We start from the raw sequence: 21,459 nt of genomic DNA, 5'->3' as shown, positions 1-21,459 counted from the left end.
AGAGTTAGAAGATTTAGCGGATTTTGCCAAAAGTAAGCTGGATGGTCTCGGCTAAAAACAGGATTTTTTGATTGGACAGTTGGCGATAATCGAAATACGGACAAACTAGCAATCGATGTTGTTCATCGATTGCAAACTCATTGTTTAGCCATCGCACGCTAGAGGGTAAATTTAGAGACTTAGCATATCCCCTTCCCATGATAAAATGCAGTGGTTGATGATTTATGCCTTCTACGTTTTTGTATGAATCAAAAGTGGGAGGCATAAAGCATAACAAAGTAGAGCTATGGTCTTGCAACAATTCACCTTCTCGGTATTCCTGCCACGATTTATAGTTGCATTGAAACCTAAAGTGCTTTCTACCCATTGCAAAAACGAGTTTTGCATAAACGTTAAATACTTTACGCCAACCGTTGCCACAGTGATCTCCAATCGCCTTCAACTCCCCTGAAATTAATGGCAAGACGGCATCTTTTTGCATCGTAGGTCGCCAATTAAAAGTCGGTACATTGCCAATGTATACTTTAAGACGAGCATTAGGATCGCCTATTGCGTTAGGTATATTCAATGATTGGCCTCCTACCACCATCTATGAGATATAAAAAAGCCGACCATAAAGGTCGGCTAGTGAGTTTGGTATCTTTGGTTTACACGTCCAAGTTAGCAACACGCAGCGCGTTTTCTTCAATGAAGTTACGACGCGGCTCAACTTGGTCACCCATAAGTGTTGTAAACAATAAGTCTGCGCCAATGGCATCCTCAATGGTTACCTGAAGCATACGACGATTGTCAGGATCCATGGTTGTTTCCCAAAGCTGGCTAGGATTCATTTCTCCCAGTCCTTTGTAACGCTGTATGTATTGACCACGTTTTGATTCAACCATTAACCATTCCAATGCACTTACAAAATCCGTGACGGGCTTGGTTTTTTCGCCACGCTTAACGTAAGCACCTTCTTCCATGATCCCGTTTATAGCCTTGTTCAATTCACGGATTTTTTCGTACTCCGTAGAATCGATAAAGTCATGGTCCAACTTGTATTCGGTATCGATACCATGCTGGCGCAAAATGATAGAAATGTACCAATTATTACGTTCAGCATCTTGTTCGACACTGAAGCTGTATGTAGCACCGTCTGCTTCATCTTCCATGAGTGATGAAATGTAAGTTTCACCAAACGCCTGAAGTTTAGCTTTATCATTTTGGTCTTCCAGCTCCAAAATATCACTATAAATCAATTGGTTAACTAGAACCTTAGGATAAATCCTACTGATTCTGTCGATCATCTTCGATGCAACATGGTATTGATTGACGAGATTTTCTAGTGCAACACCAGAAATGCCCGGCGCATCAGCATTTACATGAATAGAAGCGCCGTCAAGTGCGATTGAAGTCAGATAAGAAGTAAGAGCTTCATCATCCTTAAGATACTGCTCCTGCTTTCCTTTTTTAGTTTTGTACAAAGGCGGCTGAGCAATGTAAATATAGCCTCGCTCAATCACTTCAGGCATTTGACGATAGAAGAATGTTAGTAACAAAGTACGAATATGACTACCGTCAACATCAGCATCAGTCATAATGATAATTTTATGATAACGCAGCTTTTCTGGATCATATTCGTCTCGACCAATGCCACAACCTAATGCTGTGATTAAGGTGGCAACTTCTTGAGAAGAAAGCATTTTATCAAAACGTGCTTTTTCAACGTTGAGGATTTTACCTTTGAGAGGCAATATTGCCTGATTCTTACGGTTACGACCTTGCTTAGCAGAGCCGCCAGCAGAATCACCCTCCACTATGTACAGTTCTGACATTGCAGGATCTTTCTCCTGGCAATCCGCTAATTTTCCAGGTAGGCCAGCTAGGTCTAGAGCCCCTTTACGACGGGTCATCTCGCGAGCTTTACGAGCTGCTTCTCTGGCTCTGGCTGCATCTATGATTTTACCGACGATGATTTTACTCTCGGCTGGGTTTTCTAATAAAAAGTCCGTTAGTTCTTCACCCATTGCTGTTTCGACAGCCGGTTTAACTTCAGACGAAACAAGTTTGTCTTTTGTTTGCGAAGAGAATTTCGGGTCGGGTACCTTAACCGATACAACTGCGGTAAGCCCTTCTCTAGCATCATCGCCGCTGGCGTTGGTTTTAGCTTTCTTGTTGAGACCTTCTTTTTCCATGTAGTTATTGAGTGTGCGTGTCAATGCACCTCTAAAACCAGCTAAGTGAGTTCCGCCGTCTCGTTGTGGAATGTTATTGGTAAAACAGAACACATTTTCATTAAAGCTATCATTCCATTGCATAGCAACTTCTACTGACATGCCGTCTTCACGTTCTTTTTGGAAGTGGAATATTTTCGAATGCACAGCAGTTTTAGCGCGATTCAAATATTCAACAAATGCTTGAATACCACCTTCATACATAAAATGATCAGATTTAGCGTCTCTATCATCGGTTAGAACAATCGATACACCCGAATTTAGGAAACTTAATTCACGCAGTCGTTTGGCAAGTATATCGTAATGAAATTCGATATTTGTGAAGGTATCTTCACTTGGCCAAAAACGGATGGTGGTACCGGTAGTTTCTGAATCACCTACAGGGGCAAGCGGTGCTTGTGGTTCACCGTGCACGTATTCTTGTTCGTAAAGTTTGCCTGCGCGACGTATTTTCAATTGAAGTTTACGTGATAACGCGTTCACCACAGATACACCTACGCCGTGCAATCCACCGGATACTTTATAAGAATTATCATCGAACTTTCCGCCAGCATGCAGGACTGTCATGATAACTTCTGCTGCAGACACGCCCTCTTCTTCGTGGATTTCAGTGGGGATACCACGTCCATCATCTGAAACGGATACTGAACCATCTGTGTGAATTTTGACGTTGATGACTGAACAATGTCCAGCAAGTGCTTCATCAATAGAATTATCAACTACCTCGAACACCATATGGTGAAGTCCGGTGCCGTCATCCGTGTCACCTATATACATTCCTGGTCTTTTGCGCACAGCATCAAGTCCTTTTAGGACTTTAATACTCGAGGAATCGTAGTTATTCTCTTCTGCCATTTGATTAGTTCTCCTCTCTCATATGGCCATGTTCCACGTGAAACATTTTCTTATTTTTGTATTTATCAATGAACGACAATTGAGATTTTTCGATTGCCGTAATGAAAAGCTGCGTATCTTCTAGTAATAGTCTGTCTATAAAAAGCTGCCGTTTAACTTCATCTAATTCGGCGCCTATGTCATCTAATAAGAAGACGACAGACTTTGACGTTTTCAAACTAAGATATTGTACTTGAGCCAATTGCAGTGCGGCTACTAGCATCCTGAGTTGTCCTCGAGATAATAATTCTGCCACGTCAATTCCCTGACTCTTTATTTTGAGATCTGCTTTGTGAGGGCCCACACTTAAAAATCCATTTTTAATATCTTTTTCTTCTTTTCTAAAAATTGCTTCTTGTAGCGCCGCATCTTTTTCCCACCCCCTATGATACGAGATTTCGAAGGAAAACTCAGGTAGAAAATGCATTAAATTGTCATTTATATGCCCCATAATGGCTTCTAGATAGGAATATCTCATATTAGTAATGATCTCCCCTACCCGAACAATTTGTTTGTCCCAGAAATGCATTTGATGAGCGTCATCAGATGAGTAGTTTTTACCTATTTTCTTCAATAACGCGTTCTTTTGCTTGAGCAGCTTTGCGTACTCTTGACTGGTTTTAGAGAACGATTGTTCCACGTGAAACAATCCCCAATCAATAAAACGTCGCCGTAGTGAAGGCGAGCCTAAAATCACATCCGCGCTTTGAGGTGTAAAAATCTGTACAGGAACATGACTTACAAATTCAGACAAACGATTAGACTTCTCACCATTAATACTAACTGTTACTAAATCTTCTCTATTCCTAGAAATACCCAGTTTGAGAATTTCCGCATCTACACTCAACTGGCAAAAAATACTGAAGGACAGCTCTTCGTTGTTAATAACATTTTTTTGCTTACTCGTTCGAAAGGAACGACCAAAACCAAGGTAGTGCAAAGCCTCCAAAAAAGAAGACTTTCCACTGCCATTTTGGCCAAAAATAAAATTTAGATTTGGTGATGGGAGAACCACAACATCTTGCAAATTTCTAAAATGTTGTATCTGGACTTTGTCCAGTTTCATAAAAAGAGACCCTTAGTTATTAGAGTCTCATCGGCATGATTACATACAAGGCTGAATCGTCAGCGGCATCTTCTATCAGTGCACTACTATTGGAATCAGCAAGCGATATTTTCACGTTCTCTGAACCCAGTGCATTAAACACATCAATCAGATAAGCGACGTTAAAACCAATCTCTAAGTTTTCACCTTCATAATTGATATCAACAATTTCTTCCGCTTCTTCTTGTTCTGGGTTATTCGCAGTAATTTTTAACTCACCATTAGATAGATTTAAACGCACACCCCTAAACTTCTCGTTAGACAGAATTGACGCTCTAGAGAACGCATTCTTAAGTAGGTCTTTACTTGCTTCAATCGTTTTATCACCATCTTTAGGTAAAACTCGACGGTAGTCGGGAAAACGACCATCTACCAATTTACTCGTAAAAATGAAATCAGATGAGAATAATCTAATATGATTTGAACCTAACTGAATTTTTACCAATTTATCATCTGCTTCGATGAGTCGGCTTATTTCCATCACGCCTTTACGAGGTATGATAACCTGGCGGCTTGGTAATGATGCTGCCGTATAGTCCATCCTACAAAGCGCCAAACGATGACCATCTGTTGCGACAGTGCGAATAACGTTTTCTTCTATTTCTAAACTCATGCCGTTTAGATAATATCTAACGTCTTGCTGAGCCATTGAAAACTGAGTACTTTCAATTAGGTGTTTAAGATCCGCACGTGAAATTTCAAATTCAGCTTCGCCTTCCCAGTCTTCCAAATTAGGATAGTCTGCGGCAGACAAGGTCGATAGAGTGTAGCGGCTTCGGCCTGAACGAATCAGTGCTTTACTACCTTCAACTTCAAATTTGATCTCTGATTCGTCAGATAGACCACGAATAATATCAAACAATTTCTTAGCTGGAACGGTAATTTCGCCGTCTTGACATTCCCCGGCTAACGTTACATTGGAGATCAGTTCCACCTCTAAATCCGTGCCCGTCAGCCAAAGTGAATTCTCACTCACTTTGATTAAAACGTTGGATAGTATGGGTAAAGTATGACGGCGTTCTACTGCGCCAGAAACCAATTGAAGGGGTTGCAGAAAATTTTCCCGGCTAATGGTAAATTTCATTTAGTAACTCGTTTTTTATTTTAAGAAGATAAGGTGCGAATTAAGTTCTGATAGTCTTCTTTTATATCATGACTTTCGTCTCTTAGCTGCACTATTTTTCGACATGCATGCAATACAGTGGTGTGATCTCTACCACCAAAGGCATCTCCGATTTCTGGCAGACTATGATTGGTCAGTTCTTTAGATAGAGCCATGGCCATTTGACGGGGCCTTGCAACGCTACGACTGCGTCTTTTTGAGAGTATATCTGCAATTTTAATCTTGTAGTACTCAGCCACCGTCTTTTGAATATTATCGATAGTGACCAGTTTCTCTTGCAGCGCTAATAAATCTCGTAAGGCTTCACGAACAAAATCAATAGTGATCGGTCGACCGGTAAAGTTTGCATTGGCGATTACACGATTTAATGCCCCTTCCAACTCTCTGACGTTTGAGCGTAAGCGCTTTGCTATGAAAAAAGCTACTTCATCAGGTAAATGAATATTATTTTCTTGCGCTTTGCGATTAAGAATAGCAACCCGTGTTTCCAACTCTGGTGGCTCAATTGCAATGGTGAGACCCCACCCAAATCTTGACTTCAATCGATCTTCAACCCCATCAATTTCTTTGGGATATCGATCTGACGTGAGTATGATTTGCTGATTGCCTTCCAATAACGCATTGAAGGTATGAAAGAATTCCTCTTGTGAACGCTCTTTGTTTGCAAAGAATTGAATGTCATCTATTAATAACGCATCAACAGAACGATAGTAGCGTTTAAAAGATTCTATGGCATTGTTTTGTAGCGCTTTTACCATGTCTTGAACAAAACGCTCCGAATGCATATACACCACAGTAGCGTTCTTCTTTTTAGCCATGATGCCATTGCCTACTGCGTGCAATAGGTGAGTTTTACCTAAACCTGTTCCGCCATAAATAAACAAAGGATTATAAGCACCACCAGGATTGTCGGCGACTTGAGATGCCGCCGCTCTAGCTAGCTGGTTTGATTTACCCTCAACAAAATTATCAAATTTGTAGGTAGTATTAATGTTGCTTTTATGTCGATTTTGAAGGTCTGGATTAGCGCTTTTGTTAACATGTATATCTGATGCTTGTTCCGATATCACCTGGGCACTATTTCCATTATGATTGGCTTGAGGTGGTTGACTAAAGTCAACTTCGGGCATCACAGCTTGCTGCCCTGCTGGTCTAGCTGCCGAAATATTTGCTACTGTTGAGCGTCCGCCCACATCGAGCGACAAACTTGGCGCATCAGAACCACAATATTCTAAAAACAACTGGGTAATTTGACGATGATATTTGTCTCTAACCCAATCCAATACAAAACGATTTGGTGCAAGCAATGTCACTGAATCTTGACTTTCATTCACTTTTAACGGTCTTATCCACATACTAAATTCTTGTGTAGATAGATCGTGCTGAAGTCGATCAAGACATTTGTTCCATAATGACATTAATAAATCACCCGTCACGCGGCCATTATAGCCCGTTTTCAATAAATGCTTACATTTTAATCTGGATAATTGCGATGCACTCAATTGCGTTGAGGTTGTCCAATTATTGTTCTTTTTTTACCCCTATCGGTAGGGGGTTGTGAATTATCTCGCGATCTCTGTATAAGTTGCAACCTGCATTTTATCTTAATTTTACTTAACGCCATAAATATCACTTATATCGTTGTTTTTATTAGTTATTTTTTTATCTTCTCAAAAATAGCAGCACTATAACTTAGGTTTATCGTCATTTCACAAGTGGATAAAAACGTCAAGAAAAATTAGTACATTAGCTAATTATATTTGGCTATCTGTGGATAAAATGTTCAATAGCTACATTGTTATCAACAAGCTGGGAGTAACTAACATTTTGATCGCAAAAGTCCTTCTGCGATCGCAACTAGAGTTATTTTAGGATTTATGTTGATCTTTGATTGACAATGCTAGGTTAGATCTCTAGAATTCAGCGTCCTTTTTGAGCGCAGTAGTTTTTTGTCTATTGATGTTCATTTTGTATTAACCCTTATGTATCCGGGACTAGGTCATGAAAAGAACATTTCAACCAAGTAACTTAAAGCGTAAGCGTTCACACGGTTTTCGTGCCCGTATGGCGACAAAGAATGGCCGCAAGGTCCTTGCTAATCGTCGTGCTAAAGGCCGTGCTCGTTTATCAGCCTAATTTCTCAAAGTGAGTGAAAATTCGTTTTCTCGGGAGCTAAGACTTTTAACTCCCACTCACTTTGAAAATGTTTTTCAAAACGCTATACCCTCCGTTTCTCCGCAACTCACAATTTTAGCTCGCCCTAATAATCTAGATCATCCTAGACTTGGCATAACGCTGTCTAAAAAACGTGTAAAGCAGGCCAATCAGCGCAATAGGCTTAAACGTCTGATCAGAGAGAGCTTCCGGCACAATCAGCACGATTTGCCAAATACTGATATAGTCGTTGTAGGTAAAACGGGGCTGGATACGCTCACCAATGAGCAAGTAAGCTTGCTTTTGAAGAAATTATGGAAAAAGCTCTCGCGACGCTGCGCACAATCCCAATCGGGTTAATCAGGTTATATCAAAAATGGTTATCACCGTTGATAGGGCCGTCTTGTCGGTTCCATCCGACCTGTTCGCAATATGCTATTGAAGCAATTCAGCGCCACGGATTCTTCGTCGGAAGCTATCTCGCTGTCAAAAGAATTGGAAAATGCCACCCTTTTCATCCAGGTGGGGTGGATCAAGTACCAGAAAAACCATCAAAAAAGCACGATTAAGCTTATCATCCGCGGCATTTACCTTTAATATTCCGCACTGGCAAAAATCGTTGTAATAAATTCGCATGCATCCTGACTAATAAAGGGTGTGATAAGCATCATTTGGCGAAATTATTTCGCTGAGTAAATGTAAGTAGTTAAAGAGTATTTTATGGAATCCCAACGTAGTTTTCTGTTAATTGGCTTAGTCTTAGTCAGTTTTCTTTTATGGAACCAGTGGCAGATGGATTATGGTCCGCAGCCTGTTCAAGCGCCGGTTGAATCAACTGACACCTCTGCACCTGCATTACCCAGTGCAGATTTGCCGCAAACCGTACCATCAACAGACGCCGATTCAGATGTACCTGTTTCACAAGCACAGGCAGCTGTGGTCGATGCAATATCTAGCTCCACCAACCTTATTAGTGTCAAAACCGATACGCTGGACGTGCTGATAGACACACGCGGTGGCGATGTTGTTTCCGCAGATCTTCTGCAATTTCCGCTAACGCAAGGAAGTGACGAGAACTATAGTTTGCTTAGACCTGATTCAAATTCACTCTATATCGCACAGAGTGGTTTGATTGGTCGCGATGCAATCGATACACCAAAAGGTCGCCCTGCATACGTTACAGGACAAGAAAGTTATGTCCTTGAGGGAGATGAATTAGTCGTACCTTTGCGTTGGGTTTCTGCAGAAGGACTTGTTGTGACTAAGCGTTTTACCTTCACGCGTGGTCAACATGACATAAAAGTTGATTACGACATCAATAACTCAACGTTAACGAATAAACAGTTTCAGCAGTATGCGCAGTTGAAACAAAGTATTGAAGGCAAAGAAAGCAGCATGTTCATGCCGACTTACCGAGGTTCTGCGTACTCCACGCAAGAAGATCGCTACGAGAAGCTAGATTTTGACGATATGCAGGATGAGCGCCTGAATGAAACGACACCCGGCGGTTGGGTGAGCATGATTGAACATTACTTTGTAGCTGCATGGGTACCGCCGCAAGAAAATACTAATCAGCTTTACAGCGCCGCTTTACAAGGTCGCTACGCCGCCATTGGTTATAAAGGTGAAACGGTAGAGGTACCTGCCGGACAAACAGTAACCATCAGCAGCACACTTTATCTAGGTCCAAAAGATCAGGAAGTGCTTCGCAATATAGCTGAAAAGCTAGATTTAACCGTTGATTACGGCCCGTTGTGGTGGATATCTCAACCTTTGTTTACGTTATTACAATGGATCCAAAGCATGGTTGCCAACTGGGGTCTAGCCATTATCATCATTACAATTATTGTTAAAGGGGCCATGTACCCACTGACCAAAAAGCAATATGAGTCGATGGCAAAAATGCGTAACTTAGCACCCAAAATGGCTCAGCTTAAAGAGCGTTTTGGCGACGACAGGCAAAAGATGTCTCAAGCGATGATGGAAATGTACAAAAAGGAAAAAGTAAACCCGATGGGTGGCTGTTTCCCTTTACTGTTACAAATGCCTATATTCCTAGCACTCTATTGGGTACTTTTAGAAAGTGTCGAATTACGTCACGCCGACTTTGTATTCTGGATCACAGATTTGTCTGTTAAAGATCCCTACTTCGTACTGCCGATTTTAACAGGGTTAAGTATGTACTTGCTGCAAAAGCTTCAACCCATGACCATTCAAGATCCCATGCAACAAAAAATCATGCAATGGATGCCGGTGGCGATGAGCTTATTCTTCTTCATCTTCCCTGCAGGATTGGTATTGTACTGGTTGATCAGTAACGTTATCACCCTAGTACAAGCAAAAATTATTTACGCATCAATGGAAAAACGCGGTTTAAAAACCAGTTAGTCCTGAGGTATAGAAAATAATTAGTTAAAGATAATAAAAGCCCGTCAATACGGGCTTTTTTGTCGTTGAATGCACGTTTACAATAGTTAAAAAATTTTGGGAGCCAATAAAATGCCATCATTTGATATTGTGTCAGAAATTGATATGAATGAAGTTCGCCACTCGGTGGACAACGCTAACCGTGAACTCAGTACACGTTTTGACTTTCGTGGTGTGGAAGCCTCTATTGAATACAAAGACGAATCGGTATTGCTCACCGCTGAGGGTGAATTCCAGCTTCAACAACTCCAAGACATGCTCAGAAACGCCTGTTCAAAGCGCAAATTAGACACATCTGCGATGGAATCTCAGGATGTGGTGCGCAGCGGCAAAACTTGGCGTCGTACGATTAAGTTCAAACAAGGTATTGAACAACCCATTGCGAAAAAGTTGGTTAAATTAATCAAAGATAACAAAATGAAAGTGCAGGCCAGTATTCAAGGCGACCAGTTGCGGGTAAACGGCAAAAAGCGTGATGATTTACAAGCAACCATGGCACTGATCAAGGGTGAAGATTTAGGTCAGCCGTTTCAATTTACCAATTTTCGTGACTAAACGAGCAATACATGGATTTTAACAGCGAGGCGCTTGTCAATGAGACCATAGTCGCCCAAGCCACAGCGCCTGGTCGAGGGGGCGTGGGGATTGTACGGGTGTCTGGGCCATTGGCCAATGAGGTTGCACAAATAGTACTTGGTAAATCCATCCCACCACGAAAAGCAGAGTACTTACCGTTCTTGGATGAAAACGGCCAAGTTCTGGACCAAGGTATCGCGCTGTTTTTTAAAAACCCTCATTCCTTCACTGGCGAAGATGTACTTGAACTGCAAGGTCATGGTGGGCAAATCATTCTAGATTTGCTCATCAAACGTATTTTATTGATCCCCAAATTGCGCATGGCCAGACCGGGAGAATTCAGTGAGCGGGCCTTTTTGAATGACAAGCTTGATCTTGCACAAGCTGAGGCCATCGCTGATTTAATTGATGCCAGTTCAGAGCAAGCGGCAAAAAGCGCAATGCGTTCCTTACAAGGCGAATTTTCAAATCGTATCCACCAACTTGTAGAGCAAGTCATTCAATTAAGAATGTACGTTGAAGCAGCCATTGACTTCCCCGACGAAGAAATTGATTTTCTCAGCGACGGTAAAATTTCCCGCGATTTGGCGCAGATCATTGCACAAATACAAGAAGTGCAAAAACAAGCCAAACAGGGCAGCCTGCTTCGTGAAGGTATGCAAGTGGTTATTGCTGGCAAACCCAATGCTGGCAAATCAAGTTTGCTTAATGCACTGGCTGGTCGTGACGCTGCAATCGTGACAGACATCGCTGGAACGACCCGTGACGTATTAAAAGAGCACATCCACTTAGATGGTATGCCATTGCATGTTATCGATACTGCAGGGCTTAGAGATAGCGCTGATAAAGTTGAACAAATTGGTATTGAACGAGCTTGGCAGGAAATTTACAACGCTGACCGGGTTTTGTTTATGCTTGATAGTAATGACAGCCAGGAAACCGATCCAAATAAGATCTGGCCAGAATTCATGGCAAAACTTCCGAAAAACATTGGCCTGACACTGGTGCGCAATAAAGTCGATTTATCGGGCGAAGCACCCGGATGTGACAAACATGGTGATACGCCAGTATTTAGGATCTCTGCGAGTAAAAATCAGGGTATAGACGCACTCACTGAACACTTAAAAGACTGCATGGGGTTTGATCAAAGCCAAGAAGGTCAGTTTATCGCACGAAGAAGACATCTGGATGCCATTGAACGTGCCGCAGAGCATTTAGATATAGGCCAGCAGCAACTGCATGATCATCTGGCTGGGGAATTGCTGGCAGAAGAGTTAAGATTAACTCAACAAGCGTTAGACGAAATTACCGGTGAGTTTAGTTCTGACGATCTATTAGGTCGTATATTTTCATCATTTTGTATCGGAAAATAGCGTCTTTAAAGGAATGGGTATGGCAAATTTTAATATCATTGTAGGCTCAGTGTTAGGTGCAAGCGAATATGTGGCAGACGCACTTCAAGAAACCCTACATAACCAGGGGCACAGCGTGACAATTCACCTTGAACCTGAGCTGCAAAGCATTGATAAATCGACTATCTGGATAGTATGTACCTCTACACACGGCGCTGGTGATCTGCCCGACAATATTCAACCCTTTTCTGACCAGCTTAAAGAAACTGAACTGTCTTCTACGGCCTTTTTGGTAGTTGGATTAGGGGACAGTAGTTATGACACTTATTGCAACGGTGCAATGACCATGCAATCTCTTTTAGAAAAAGCCGGTGCGACCTTGCTCAACAAACCCATCCATATAGATGTGTTAACCCATCCCATTCCCGAAGATGCCGCGGTAGAATGGCTGGAATCCTGGTTAGCTAACCAGCCCAAAATCCTAAAAGGTTAATCATTTACGATGAATTCTTCCGAACAAGCTGCATTAACACAAGGTATCAGCAATGACGCCAGAGTATTGTACTTGTTGGGATTACGGCCAACAGCCGATGATCATTCTGGACAAACGGCGCCACTGAACTACAAACACTTGTTAGCCTTGCTAAATGGAGCAAAAAAGGAATTCACTCTGGGTCGACAAATTAATGGGTTAATCAAAGAATTGGTCAAACACCAATTAGTTGAAATTGAGCCCGATGATTCATTAGATAAAAGTTTCAACGGCCGCAATGTGCGATTACCGTTGCTAAATATTAAACAAGACGACTACCCTGCTCTTCATTTACAATGGTCAGCAATGACAACAAGCTGGACGCCACACCCGCCGCTTTTTAAAGATTTATCTGCGCTCATTGGTATTATTGATAATCAGTACACTGCGGAAGAACTGGGAGAATTTATCGCCTATTGGATGGGTCGACCAGAAATGCAGTTTAGTTTGTTTCAGTGGACACAAAAATTTGTGTTTCAACTAAAACAGAAGCGCACTGCCCGAGGGGTGAAAACCGCTCAGAAAGTTGGCAACCAGTGGGTAGAACCAAAAGCCGGTATTGAAGCTGATGACAATGCTAAAAAACTGGTAGAAAAATATCGAAAAACCAAAACAGACTAACCCGGTTTGGTTTTCGATTAATTAACCTAAAAGTGACTAGTGGATCCTTGTGGACAGTATCAAAAATAAAATCGAACAATTGGCAAAAGCCCTCGGTAAAAAACATGTGCCGGATACTTACACCGACTACCAAGACGTTCGAAAAGAATACGAACGACAAGCCAATGATGACGTAAGAAAACTTCAACAAGAGTCCAAATTACGCCGGATTCAAGATATCCATGGTCGTTCCGATCTGAATCCAAAATGGACATTCAATACGCTTATTGAAGACAGTGAAGATGTGATTGAAGCGGTGAGTATTGCACAATCCTTTATTCACGCTCATGATGACCCTAATTGGCGCAAGAGTGGTTCCCATATGATGATCTTTTACGGTGATTACGGCCGTGGAAAGTCCCACATAGCCGGCGCCATTGCTCATCAGCTTATCGAGCAGTTTGAAATATCAGTGTTGTATCGACAGCTTTCCAGCCTTTTGGAAATGCGTTTCTTTTCATACGACTACAACGCCACCGACAATGTTGCTGAGCAATTCCGAGAAATTCAAAAAGAGTTGTTGGACGTAGATTTACTGATTTTAGATGAAGTCTGTGTCAACGAATCGGTACTTAAGAAAAACACCCAAAGCTGGCTGGGTAATCTGCTACGCCAGCGCATGGTCAATAACAAAAATTGCATCATGATCACCAACCACAATTTGGCTGAATTGGAAAATGCATTAGGCCGTTATTGTTTCGAATCGATAAAGGAATATGACACCTACAAAGTTAAATTCTCAGGCCCCAGTCGACGTAAAGAAGTAATTCCACAAAGCGCTGAACCGGCAAACGTTTCCGGATACCAACCTAATCAGGTTAAGTGAAAAACGACAACGTCGTCCCCGGAACTAAAAAGACCTAATCCCTGATACTAAAAGACGTCTTCCCCGAGTGCTCTTTGTCGCGCACGCAGTGGGGGATCTCTTCAATTCAATCGCAGTATTTAAAACAACAAGCTGTTTAGTAGATCCCGCAAAAGAGCACTGCGGGATGACGTGATGGAAAAACGCAGCCAGGAGGGTGACGTGTTTTAAAAAAAGATCCCGCCACTGCGTGCGCCCTAAAAGAGCCCTTGCGGGATGAGAAATTCCCTCCGGGAATTTCTCAATTCTTTTTAATCGAAACACTGCCGCCGCTGGTGTGCAATTCCAAACGTGGACCACCACCGTTTATTTCGCCGCGAATTGATTGTTTTTTGACCCGTCCATCTACGTCGAAGTCAGAACGCACACGTCCACCACTAGTAGAAGCATCAATATCAATCTGAATATCTTCCATTAAATACGCGGTAATTGAGCCTCCTGAGGTACTCAACTCAGCGTCTTTGGTTGGCTGTTTTGTCATAGTCACTCGAATGCTACCACCTGACGTATGTGCATCAATTTCGCCGTGGATCTCTTCAGTTTGTATCGAACCACCTGACGTTTTAAGGGTGACATCCCCTTGGATATTCCCCACATCAATAGAACCGCCGGAGGTGTGTGCATCCACATTTCCAATCAAATCTTCAATATCGATTGAACCGCCAGATGTATGCATTTCCAGATTGAACTCTTTGGGCACTGTGACTCGAAATTCAACTTTAAGTTGTCTATTCCAGCCCCAGCCTTTGCGGCCTTCTACTTTTCCGTACACATTGATCCTGTCGCCATTAACATCATGAGTTAATTCAAAGTCGTCAGCATCTTCACCTTTGACTTGAACTTCCAGTATCACTTCGTTGCTAGAATGGGTATCGATGGTCAATCGCCCAACGTCTGTGCGCAAATACAGTTCACCGCCAGATTGAGCGCTAAAGGTTTCGCGAAGGGTTTCTGCCGATATATTGAGGCTAGCAAACAGTGCCACTGCAGATAACAGTGTGACGACTTTGTTTTTGGTTAGTGCAAACATAATAATCTCTCGTGTTTTGTTTGGATGTGTTTTTATGTCGCAATATTGAGTTCAAAGGTTTAAAAATTATTTTAAATTTTTATGGGCGGTTTCTGCCAAAGGTATCGTGGCTTGACACCCATTCATCAGCAACAATCGCCGAAGAGAGCGACAATTCACCGCACAACACAGTTGCGGCAATGATTTCAGCTAATTTATTCACTTTACCCTTGCCATAACAATTAAGCATGTCTAAACATTCTTTTTGGGTTGCTAATCCGGTACCACCACCGTAGGTTGCTACGATTAGTGAAGGAATGGTAATTGAAAAATAGTAGTCACCTGATGATGTGATCTCTGAGTAAGTATAACCTGCTGACGACTCGGCAACATTCGCTACATCTTGTCCACAAGCAATAAACACAGCAGTTATCCCGTTGGCAAAATGGGCACCGTTGCTGACACTGCCGGCCATAAAAGCGCCCATATTTGAATATTGACGTTGTTTAAAAAGTGCCTCAGGTGTGCAATTCATAATGGATTTCAATAGCTTTGCTGGAATAGTTACTTCTGCAACAACACGTTTTCCGCGAGTATGAAGCGCATTAACAAAGGAGTGTTTTTTATCTGTGTCCAAATTGGCTGCTAGGGCAAAATGCTCTAATCCTGGAATATTTTGCGCCAATATCCACTGGCATGCGTGGCGGGTGGCTTTACTCACCATATTTTGTCCAGCCGCGTCTCCACAGGTAAAATTGAAGCGTAACCAGCGCAGTTTAGAGGCTGCATATTGTTCAATATTAGTAAGTTTTCCGACGGATGTTGTTTGCTCGGCCTGAGCTTTGATTTTCGAAAAATGTTCAGTTACCCATTTTCCGAACGCTAATGCTGCGCGGGCATCTGTAAAGGTAAAAACTGGCGCCCGTTGCATTGCATCTTCTATCACCGTAGTTTGAATGCCACCGGCCTCATTGGTAAGACGCATTCCCCGGTTATAACTGGCAACCAGGGTTCCTTCTGTTGTTGCCATCGGTACATAAAACTCACCACGTGCCTCTACGCCATCAAGCAGCATAGGTCCGGCTACACCGATGGGTACTTGGGCGGCACCAATAAAATTCTCAATATTCCCGGGTAAAGAATCCGGATTAATAGAATACTGGCCCACATTATCTAAAGAGCCTTTGGTTTGCGAACTGATAAAACTTCGGCGAGTAGCTGCCATTTCACAGGTGTAATCATTTTCTTTGCTACGAGGGATTTTGGGCATAAGTACTATCAACGAATTTAGCGTTAATCCAGTATGGATGAGCACTTATATATAAAGCAAATTCCATTGATAACTAGTTGTTAAAGGGTCTCACCTTAGTACCTTGCCAGATCTCCCACTGCGTGCGCGACAAAGAGCACTAGGGGAAGATGTGAACCTATTATCGGGATGACGTGGATCTGTGATTGGGGACGACATTTTTCGTTTAATTGGAATTCAATACAAAATCGTACATTAATCACACGATCCCCCTGTGGATAAAACGGTTAATAACCCGGTAGCATCCTATGGTTATCAACTGAATACATTTATCCACAAAATCATCTGTGGATAAGATCGTGTTTTATACACATCTTATACGCAGTTGATCAACCTTTGATCACATGGATCACTAGCTCGTAAGCTCCTGTTATTTATTATAAAAAATGGCTTACACACAGAAATCAGCGTGCTTAATAATAGTAAAAGTAAATTAAAGATCTAAATAGATCATAAAGATTAGTAAATGCGATCGCAGTGGCGATCACTGTTTTACAAGTCAAAACAAAATAGGTAAAAGTCCTTGTGAAATGCGTGATTGATTGAATTTTAAACATTTCTATTCTGAAAAAATAAGTGTAAAATACGCGCCCTTTTTTAAATGTGATCGATCTGATTTGTTAAAACCGATCGTTTATATTGAGTTAGTGCAAATTTTTTGAGGCAAATATGTTTTACCAGCAAGATTTTGACGTAATTGTTGTCGGTGGCGGTCATGCAGGAACCGAAGCCGCGCTTGCCTCTGCGCGAATGGGTGTTAATACGCTTTTGTTGACCCACAACATCGAAACCTTAGGTCAAATGTCCTGTAATCCAGCGATCGGTGGTATTGGTAAAGGACATTTGGTTAAAGAAATCGATGCCTTAGGTGGTGCCATGGCTTTGGCAACCGACAAAGCAGGTATTCAATTTCGCACGCTAAATTCCAGTAAAGGTCCGGCGGTTAGAGCAACTAGGGCACAAGCCGACCGCTCTTTGTACCGAACGGCGATCCGCCATATGCTCGAACATCAACCCAATCTGACGATTTTTCAACAATCCTGTGACGATCTGATTGTTGAACAGGATCGTGTCACCGGTGTTGTGACACAGATGGGCTTGAAATTTAAAGCCAAAACCGTGGTGTTGACAGTAGGCACCTTCTTGGGTGGCACCATCCATATCGGCATGGAAAACTATAAGGGCGGACGTGCAGGTGATCCACCTTCAATCGCCTTGGCAGATAGATTAAGAGCCTTACCCTTTAGAGTTGATCGCCTAAAAACCGGTACACCAGCGAGATTGGACGCGCGAACGCTTAACTATGATCTGATGCAAGAACAACCTGGTGATAGTCCGCTTCCAGTGGTTTCATTCATGGGCAAAGTAGAAGATCATCCTCAGCAGATATCTTGTTATATCACGCACACCAATGAACGTACTCATGAGATTATTCGTTCTGGATTGGATCGCTCACCCATGTACACCGGGGTGATTGAAGGTGTTGGGCCTCGCTATTGTCCGTCGATTGAAGACAAAATTAATCGCTTTGCTGATAAAAATTCACACCAAATATTTGTTGAGCCAGAAGGCCTAAACAGCATTGAAATCTATCCAAACGGTATCTCCACGAGTTTACCGTTTGACGTTCAATTTGATTTGGTTCGCTCTATCAAAGGCTTTGAAAACGCACATATCATTCGTCCTGGTTATGCGATTGAATACGACTTTTTTGATCCAAGAGATTTGAAACAGAATTTGGAAACCAAGTTCATCGACGGTCTGTTTTTTGCCGGACAAATTAACGGCACCACAGGTTACGAAGAAGCCGGAGCACAAGGGTTGCTTGCAGGTGCAAACGCTGCTCTGCAAGTACTTGAAAAAGATCCCTTCACACTACGTCGTGACGAAGCATACGCTGGTGTGTTGATAGACGATTTGGCAACGATGGGGACAAAAGAGCCCTACCGCATGTTTACTAGCCGTGCTGAATATCGATTATTGTTGCGTGAAGATAACGCAGATATTCGATTGACCGCAAAAGGCCGAGAAATTGGTTTGGTTGACGATGCACGCTGGGCGGCTTTCAATGAAAAAATGGAAGCAATTGAAGCGGAAAAACAACGTCTAAGTTCTTCATGGGTGCACCCAAACCATAGCTCTGTTGCACAGCTTAATACCTTATTAAAAAATCCGGTCAGTCGTGAACATTCTTTGGAAGAATTAATTCGTCGCCCAGAGATGACTTACGACAAATTGATGGACGTTGAAGGCTTAGGCCCTCGTTTGGAAAATGGCCAAGCAGCTGAGCAGGTTGAAATTCAAATCAAATATGCTGGGTATATCGAACGCCAAAAAGATGAAATCGCAAAAAGCCGTCGCCATGAAAATACGCTATTGCCGATGGATTTTGATTACAGCACTATTTCCGGACTTTCCAATGAGGTTCTGGCTAAATTAACTGATGCACGCCCAGAAACCATTGGTAAAGCCACACGAATTTCGGGGATCACACCTGCGGCGATTTCATTGTTATTAGTGCATCTGAAAAAACAGGGTTTGATCCGCAAACAACCCAGTGGCGATCGACAAAGCGCATAATGAGTGATTTAAAAACGGACCTTTTGTCAGCGCTCGACAAAGCACTGTCGCCTCTTGAATTAATCGTGAGTGATCAGCAAAAACACCAGCTGGTGGATTATGTATTGATGATCCACAAATGGAACAAAGCTTATAACCTAACCTCGGTGCGCGATCCGCAAGAAATGCTGATTAAACATATCGTTGATTCCATAGTGGTTGCGCCGCATCTGATAAAAAAGCGTTATATTGATGTGGGTACTGGACCTGGCTTGCCGGGAATTCCGTTGTCCATCATGCATCCTGACAAACATTTTGTGTTGCTGGATAGTTTAGGTAAGCGTGTACGCTTTATGAAACAAGCGGCATTCGAACTTGGATTAAAAAATATCGAGCCAGTGCAATCCCGTGTAGAGCAGTATCAAAGCGACTTACCACTAGATGGGGTATTGAGTCGGGCGTTTGCGTCGATAAAAGATATGTTGCACTGGTGTCAGCATCTGGTAGATTCTCAAGGTGAGTTTCTCGCTTTGAAAGGCCAGTTACCCGAACAAGAAATTGCCCTTCTCCCTGATGGTTTTGAAATGATAGAATCCATTGAGCTTTCAATACCGGCGTTGGAAGGACAACGGCATTTACTGAAAATTCGAAAAGTTAGTTAGTGCCTACTACCATTTTAGTTAATTAAAAATATTAGTAACAAGAAAACGGAAGAATACCTTGGCGAAAGTCATCGCAATAGCAAATCAAAAAGGCGGAGTTGGTAAAACGACTACGGCGGTAAATGTGGCGGCCTCCATGGCTGCGACTAAACGTAAAGTGCTGCTGATCGATTTGGATCCTCAAGGTAATGCCACCATGGGAAGCGGTGTCGACAAATATGACGTCGATTCCACCTGTTACGAATTACTAATCGAAGAAAAGCCAGTGCAAGATGTGGTGATCACCGAGACCACGGGCAAATATCATCTTATTGCGGGTAACAGCGATGTCACCGCTGCAGAAATCAAATTGATGGAAGTGTTCGCTCGTGAATTAAGATTACGCAATGCACTGGAACCGGTTCGTAATTACTACGATTATATCTTCATTGATTGTCCTCCTTCACTAAGCCAGCTCACAGTGAATGCCATGGCGGCGGCCGATTCAGTTTTGGTGCCCATGCAGTGTGAATATTATGCGCTGGAAGGTCTCACGGCATTGATGGACACGATTAAAAAATTAGCATCTGTGGTCAACCCAGAGCTGAAAATTGAAGGTGTATTGCGCACCATGTACGACCCGCGTAATCGTTTGGCTAACGATGTATCAGAGCAGCTTAAACGTCATTTTGGCGATCAAGTTTATCGCACTGTTATACCGCGCAATGTGCGTCTCGCCGAAGCGCCTAGCTTTGGCGCGCCAGCAATGTATTACGACAAATCTTCTACCGGCGCTAAGGCTTATTTGGCCCTAGCCGGAGAAATATTACGTCGTCGCAATAAAAATTTGAAAAAAGCCAGCTAAATAAAAAAGGTTAACTCAGACATGTCGTCGAAAAAACGTGGATTAGGAAGAGGACTCGATGCCTTGCTGGCAACTAGCTCAGCGAAACAAGAGACCAACGTACCAGAGCGTAGCAGCGAACTACAAAAACTCCCCATAGAGTTCCTCCAGGCAGGAAAATATCAACCACGTAAAGATATGTCGCCCGAAGCATTGGATGATTTGGCCTCGTCAATTCGTTCTCAAGGGATTATTCAGCCCATTGTTGTGCGCAAAGTTGAAGATGAAAAATACGAAATTATTGCAGGCGAACGTCGTTGGCGTGCGTCACAACTGGCTCAGCTCGATGTTGTTCCCTGTATTATTAAAAATGTTCCTGACGAAGCAGCGGTTGCCATTGCACTAATAGAGAATATTCAGCGCGAAGATCTTAATGCTATGGAAGAAGCCCAAGCTCTTGATCGTTTGATGACCGAATTTGAACTGACTCATCAGGAAGTCGCTGAAGCTGTCGGTAAGTCTCGCACAACTGTAACCAACTTGTTACGACTCAACAATTTAAACGAAGACGTAAAATTGTTACTCGAATATGGTGACATAGAAATGGGCCACGCCAGAGCACTATTGGCGTTGGAAGGCGAGGTGCAAACTGAAGCCGCGCAAACGGTTTCTGGCAAAGGACTTACCGTCAGGGACACTGAAAATCTGGTACGAAAGTTACTCGAACCTGCCAAACCCAAAGCCGAACAAAGCATCGACCCGGATGTCCAACGCCTGCAAAACGAGTTGTCAGACAACCTGGGTGCACCCGTTACAATCGCTCACAATGCCAAAGGAAAAGGCAAGCTGGTCATTAACTTTTCTAACCTTGATGAGTTAGACGGGATTTTAAGTCATATTAAGTGAAGCTCCGCTTCATCCCCGAATGCTCTTATCGGGGATCTCCTGACCTCAATCGTAGTGTTTAAAATAACAGCCTGTTTAGTAGATTCCGCACAAGAGCTTTGCGGAATGACGTTTTGATTGGCGTTTGCGGAATGACGTGCAAAGGTAGATGTCATATATGGACCCACCCAGTTTGCAAGGTTTATTGATAGATAATAAGTGAGTTATTGCCTTCATATATTCGGCCTGTTTATTGAGCTCATTGGCTCATGGCCCAGATGCAATTTGCTCCTACTTAACTAATCATCCCC

General features: G+C 42.6%; 20 protein-coding genes. 13 read left to right on the top strand and 7 right to left on the bottom strand.

Annotation, left to right across the window (positions count from 1 at the left end; translation table 11 throughout):
* Positions 1-13: 13 nt before the first annotated feature.
* The 5 genes from FM019_RS20180 to dnaA form a co-directional block, all read right to left on the bottom strand.
* On the bottom strand, positions 14-568 hold the full coding sequence (locus FM019_RS20180; protein WP_260681686.1) for a DUF6942 family protein: 555 nt from the start codon (positions 566-568) through the stop codon (positions 14-16).
* A gap of 79 nt (positions 569-647) precedes the next feature.
* On the bottom strand, positions 648-3,068 hold the full coding sequence (gyrB, locus tag FM019_RS20175) for a DNA topoisomerase (ATP-hydrolyzing) subunit B (protein WP_143837908.1): 2,421 nt from the start codon (positions 3,066-3,068) through the stop codon (positions 648-650).
* A 4-nt stretch (positions 3,069-3,072) separates the two neighbouring features.
* A complete protein-coding gene (gene recF / locus FM019_RS20170; protein WP_143837907.1) occupies positions 3,073-4,173 on the bottom strand; it encodes a DNA replication/repair protein RecF in 1,101 nt (366 codons plus the stop codon).
* A gap of 19 nt (positions 4,174-4,192) precedes the next feature.
* Positions 4,193-5,296 carry a DNA polymerase III subunit beta gene (gene dnaN, locus FM019_RS20165; RefSeq protein WP_143837906.1) on the bottom strand — a complete coding sequence of 368 codons (1,104 nt, stop codon included), beginning with the start codon at positions 5,294-5,296 and terminating at the stop codon, positions 4,193-4,195.
* 20 nt (positions 5,297-5,316) lie between these two features.
* Positions 5,317-6,753: a chromosomal replication initiator protein DnaA gene (gene dnaA, locus FM019_RS20160; RefSeq protein ID WP_143837905.1), complete on the bottom strand. Its 1,437-nt coding sequence runs from the start codon at positions 6,751-6,753 to the stop codon at positions 5,317-5,319.
* Positions 6,754-7,336: 583 nt separating this feature from the next.
* Between dnaA and rpmH the strand changes: the two genes are divergently transcribed.
* The 9 genes from rpmH to FM019_RS20115 all read left to right on the top strand — a co-directional run bounded on the left by rpmH (position 7,337) and on the right by FM019_RS20115 (position 13,862).
* The gene (gene rpmH / locus FM019_RS20155) at positions 7,337-7,471 is read left to right on the top strand and encodes a 50S ribosomal protein L34 (RefSeq protein ID WP_008842504.1); all 135 of its coding nucleotides are present in this window, start codon (positions 7,337-7,339) and stop codon (positions 7,469-7,471) included.
* A 9-nt stretch (positions 7,472-7,480) separates the two neighbouring features.
* Positions 7,481-7,849, top strand: coding sequence for a ribonuclease P protein component (gene rnpA, locus FM019_RS20150; protein WP_143837904.1), 369 nt, complete (start codon positions 7,481-7,483; stop codon positions 7,847-7,849).
* The gene (yidD, locus tag FM019_RS20145) at positions 7,804-8,058 is read left to right on the top strand and encodes a membrane protein insertion efficiency factor YidD (RefSeq protein ID WP_143837903.1); all 255 of its coding nucleotides are present in this window, start codon (positions 7,804-7,806) and stop codon (positions 8,056-8,058) included. Before rnpA ends, yidD begins: the two co-directional genes overlap by 46 nt.
* A 151-nt stretch (positions 8,059-8,209) precedes the next feature.
* Positions 8,210-9,877, top strand: a complete 1,668-nt coding sequence (gene yidC / locus FM019_RS20140; protein WP_143837902.1) for a membrane protein insertase YidC — start codon at positions 8,210-8,212, stop codon at positions 9,875-9,877.
* A 111-nt stretch (positions 9,878-9,988) separates the two neighbouring features.
* Positions 9,989-10,471 (top strand): YajQ family cyclic di-GMP-binding protein, encoded by a 483-nt coding sequence (locus tag FM019_RS20135; RefSeq protein WP_143837901.1) that lies wholly within the window; start codon positions 9,989-9,991, stop codon positions 10,469-10,471.
* Positions 10,472-10,482: 11 nt separating this feature from the next.
* Positions 10,483-11,865: a tRNA uridine-5-carboxymethylaminomethyl(34) synthesis GTPase MnmE gene (gene mnmE, locus FM019_RS20130; RefSeq protein ID WP_143837900.1), complete on the top strand. Its 1,383-nt coding sequence runs from the start codon at positions 10,483-10,485 to the stop codon at positions 11,863-11,865.
* 19 nt (positions 11,866-11,884) lie between these two features.
* Positions 11,885-12,337 carry an FMN-binding protein MioC gene (gene mioC / locus FM019_RS20125; RefSeq protein WP_143837899.1) on the top strand — a complete coding sequence of 151 codons (453 nt, stop codon included), beginning with the start codon at positions 11,885-11,887 and terminating at the stop codon, positions 12,335-12,337.
* Between the two features lie 9 nt (positions 12,338-12,346).
* Positions 12,347-12,997 carry a DnaT-like ssDNA-binding domain-containing protein gene (locus tag FM019_RS20120; RefSeq protein WP_143837898.1) on the top strand — a complete coding sequence of 217 codons (651 nt, stop codon included), beginning with the start codon at positions 12,347-12,349 and terminating at the stop codon, positions 12,995-12,997.
* A 49-nt stretch (positions 12,998-13,046) separates the two neighbouring features.
* Entirely contained in the window at positions 13,047-13,862 is an 816-nt protein-coding gene (locus FM019_RS20115; RefSeq protein ID WP_143837897.1) for a DnaA ATPase domain-containing protein, read from the top strand.
* A 280-nt stretch (positions 13,863-14,142) separates the two neighbouring features.
* Here the strand turns inward: FM019_RS20115 and FM019_RS20110 are convergent, their stop codons facing one another.
* Together FM019_RS20110 and FM019_RS20105 are read right to left on the bottom strand one after the other, a co-directional pair.
* Entirely contained in the window at positions 14,143-14,931 is a 789-nt protein-coding gene (locus FM019_RS20110; RefSeq protein ID WP_143837896.1) for a DUF4097 family beta strand repeat-containing protein, read from the bottom strand.
* A 79-nt stretch (positions 14,932-15,010) separates the two neighbouring features.
* A complete protein-coding gene (locus FM019_RS20105) occupies positions 15,011-16,180 on the bottom strand; it encodes a hydroxymethylglutaryl-CoA reductase (RefSeq protein WP_143837895.1) in 1,170 nt (389 codons plus the stop codon).
* A gap of 708 nt (positions 16,181-16,888) precedes the next feature.
* Here FM019_RS20105 and mnmG point away from each other — a divergent pair.
* From mnmG to FM019_RS20085, 4 genes are read left to right on the top strand one after another with little or no spacing between them, the layout of a single operon-like run.
* On the top strand, positions 16,889-18,799 hold the full coding sequence (gene mnmG, locus FM019_RS20100; RefSeq protein ID WP_143837894.1) for a tRNA uridine-5-carboxymethylaminomethyl(34) synthesis enzyme MnmG: 1,911 nt from the start codon (positions 16,889-16,891) through the stop codon (positions 18,797-18,799).
* Entirely contained in the window at positions 18,799-19,440 is a 642-nt protein-coding gene (rsmG, locus tag FM019_RS20095) for a 16S rRNA (guanine(527)-N(7))-methyltransferase RsmG (protein ID WP_143837893.1), read from the top strand. Before mnmG ends, rsmG begins: the two co-directional genes overlap by 1 nt.
* A 58-nt stretch (positions 19,441-19,498) precedes the next feature.
* Positions 19,499-20,284 carry a ParA family protein gene (locus tag FM019_RS20090; protein ID WP_143837892.1) on the top strand — a complete coding sequence of 262 codons (786 nt, stop codon included), beginning with the start codon at positions 19,499-19,501 and terminating at the stop codon, positions 20,282-20,284.
* A 21-nt stretch (positions 20,285-20,305) separates the two neighbouring features.
* The gene (locus tag FM019_RS20085) at positions 20,306-21,169 is read left to right on the top strand and encodes a ParB/RepB/Spo0J family partition protein (RefSeq protein WP_143837891.1); all 864 of its coding nucleotides are present in this window, start codon (positions 20,306-20,308) and stop codon (positions 21,167-21,169) included.
* Positions 21,170-21,459 lie beyond the last annotated feature (290 nt).

This window comes from Aliiglaciecola sp. M165 (assembly GCF_007197995.1).
Lineage (GTDB): Bacteria > Pseudomonadota > Gammaproteobacteria > Enterobacterales > Alteromonadaceae > Aliiglaciecola.
This window is presented reverse-complemented; position numbering and strand designations above follow the sequence as displayed.

Coding starts and splice junctions, on each gene's coding strand:
- gyrB (WP_143837908.1), bottom strand. CDS start 3,068: ATGGCAGAAGAGAATAACTACGATTCCTCGAGTATTAAAGTCCTAAAA.
- recF (WP_143837907.1), bottom strand. CDS start 4,173: ATGAAACTGGACAAAGTCCAGATACAACATTTTAGAAATTTGCAAGAT.
- dnaN (WP_143837906.1), bottom strand. CDS start 5,296: ATGAAATTTACCATTAGCCGGGAAAATTTTCTGCAACCCCTTCAATTG.
- dnaA (WP_143837905.1), bottom strand. CDS start 6,753: ATGTCATTATGGAACAAATGTCTTGATCGACTTCAGCACGATCTATCT.
- rpmH (WP_008842504.1), top strand. CDS start 7,337: ATGAAAAGAACATTTCAACCAAGTAACTTAAAGCGTAAGCGTTCACAC.
- yidD (WP_143837903.1), top strand. CDS start 7,804: ATGGAAAAAGCTCTCGCGACGCTGCGCACAATCCCAATCGGGTTAATC.
- yidC (WP_143837902.1), top strand. CDS start 8,210: ATGGAATCCCAACGTAGTTTTCTGTTAATTGGCTTAGTCTTAGTCAGT.
- FM019_RS20135 (WP_143837901.1), top strand. CDS start 9,989: ATGCCATCATTTGATATTGTGTCAGAAATTGATATGAATGAAGTTCGC.
- mnmE (WP_143837900.1), top strand. CDS start 10,483: ATGGATTTTAACAGCGAGGCGCTTGTCAATGAGACCATAGTCGCCCAA.
- mioC (WP_143837899.1), top strand. CDS start 11,885: ATGGCAAATTTTAATATCATTGTAGGCTCAGTGTTAGGTGCAAGCGAA.
- FM019_RS20120 (WP_143837898.1), top strand. CDS start 12,347: ATGAATTCTTCCGAACAAGCTGCATTAACACAAGGTATCAGCAATGAC.
- FM019_RS20110 (WP_143837896.1), bottom strand. CDS start 14,931: ATGTTTGCACTAACCAAAAACAAAGTCGTCACACTGTTATCTGCAGTG.
- FM019_RS20105 (WP_143837895.1), bottom strand. CDS start 16,180: ATGCCCAAAATCCCTCGTAGCAAAGAAAATGATTACACCTGTGAAATG.
- mnmG (WP_143837894.1), top strand. CDS start 16,889: ATGTTTTACCAGCAAGATTTTGACGTAATTGTTGTCGGTGGCGGTCAT.
- rsmG (WP_143837893.1), top strand. CDS start 18,799: ATGAGTGATTTAAAAACGGACCTTTTGTCAGCGCTCGACAAAGCACTG.
- FM019_RS20085 (WP_143837891.1), top strand. CDS start 20,306: ATGTCGTCGAAAAAACGTGGATTAGGAAGAGGACTCGATGCCTTGCTG.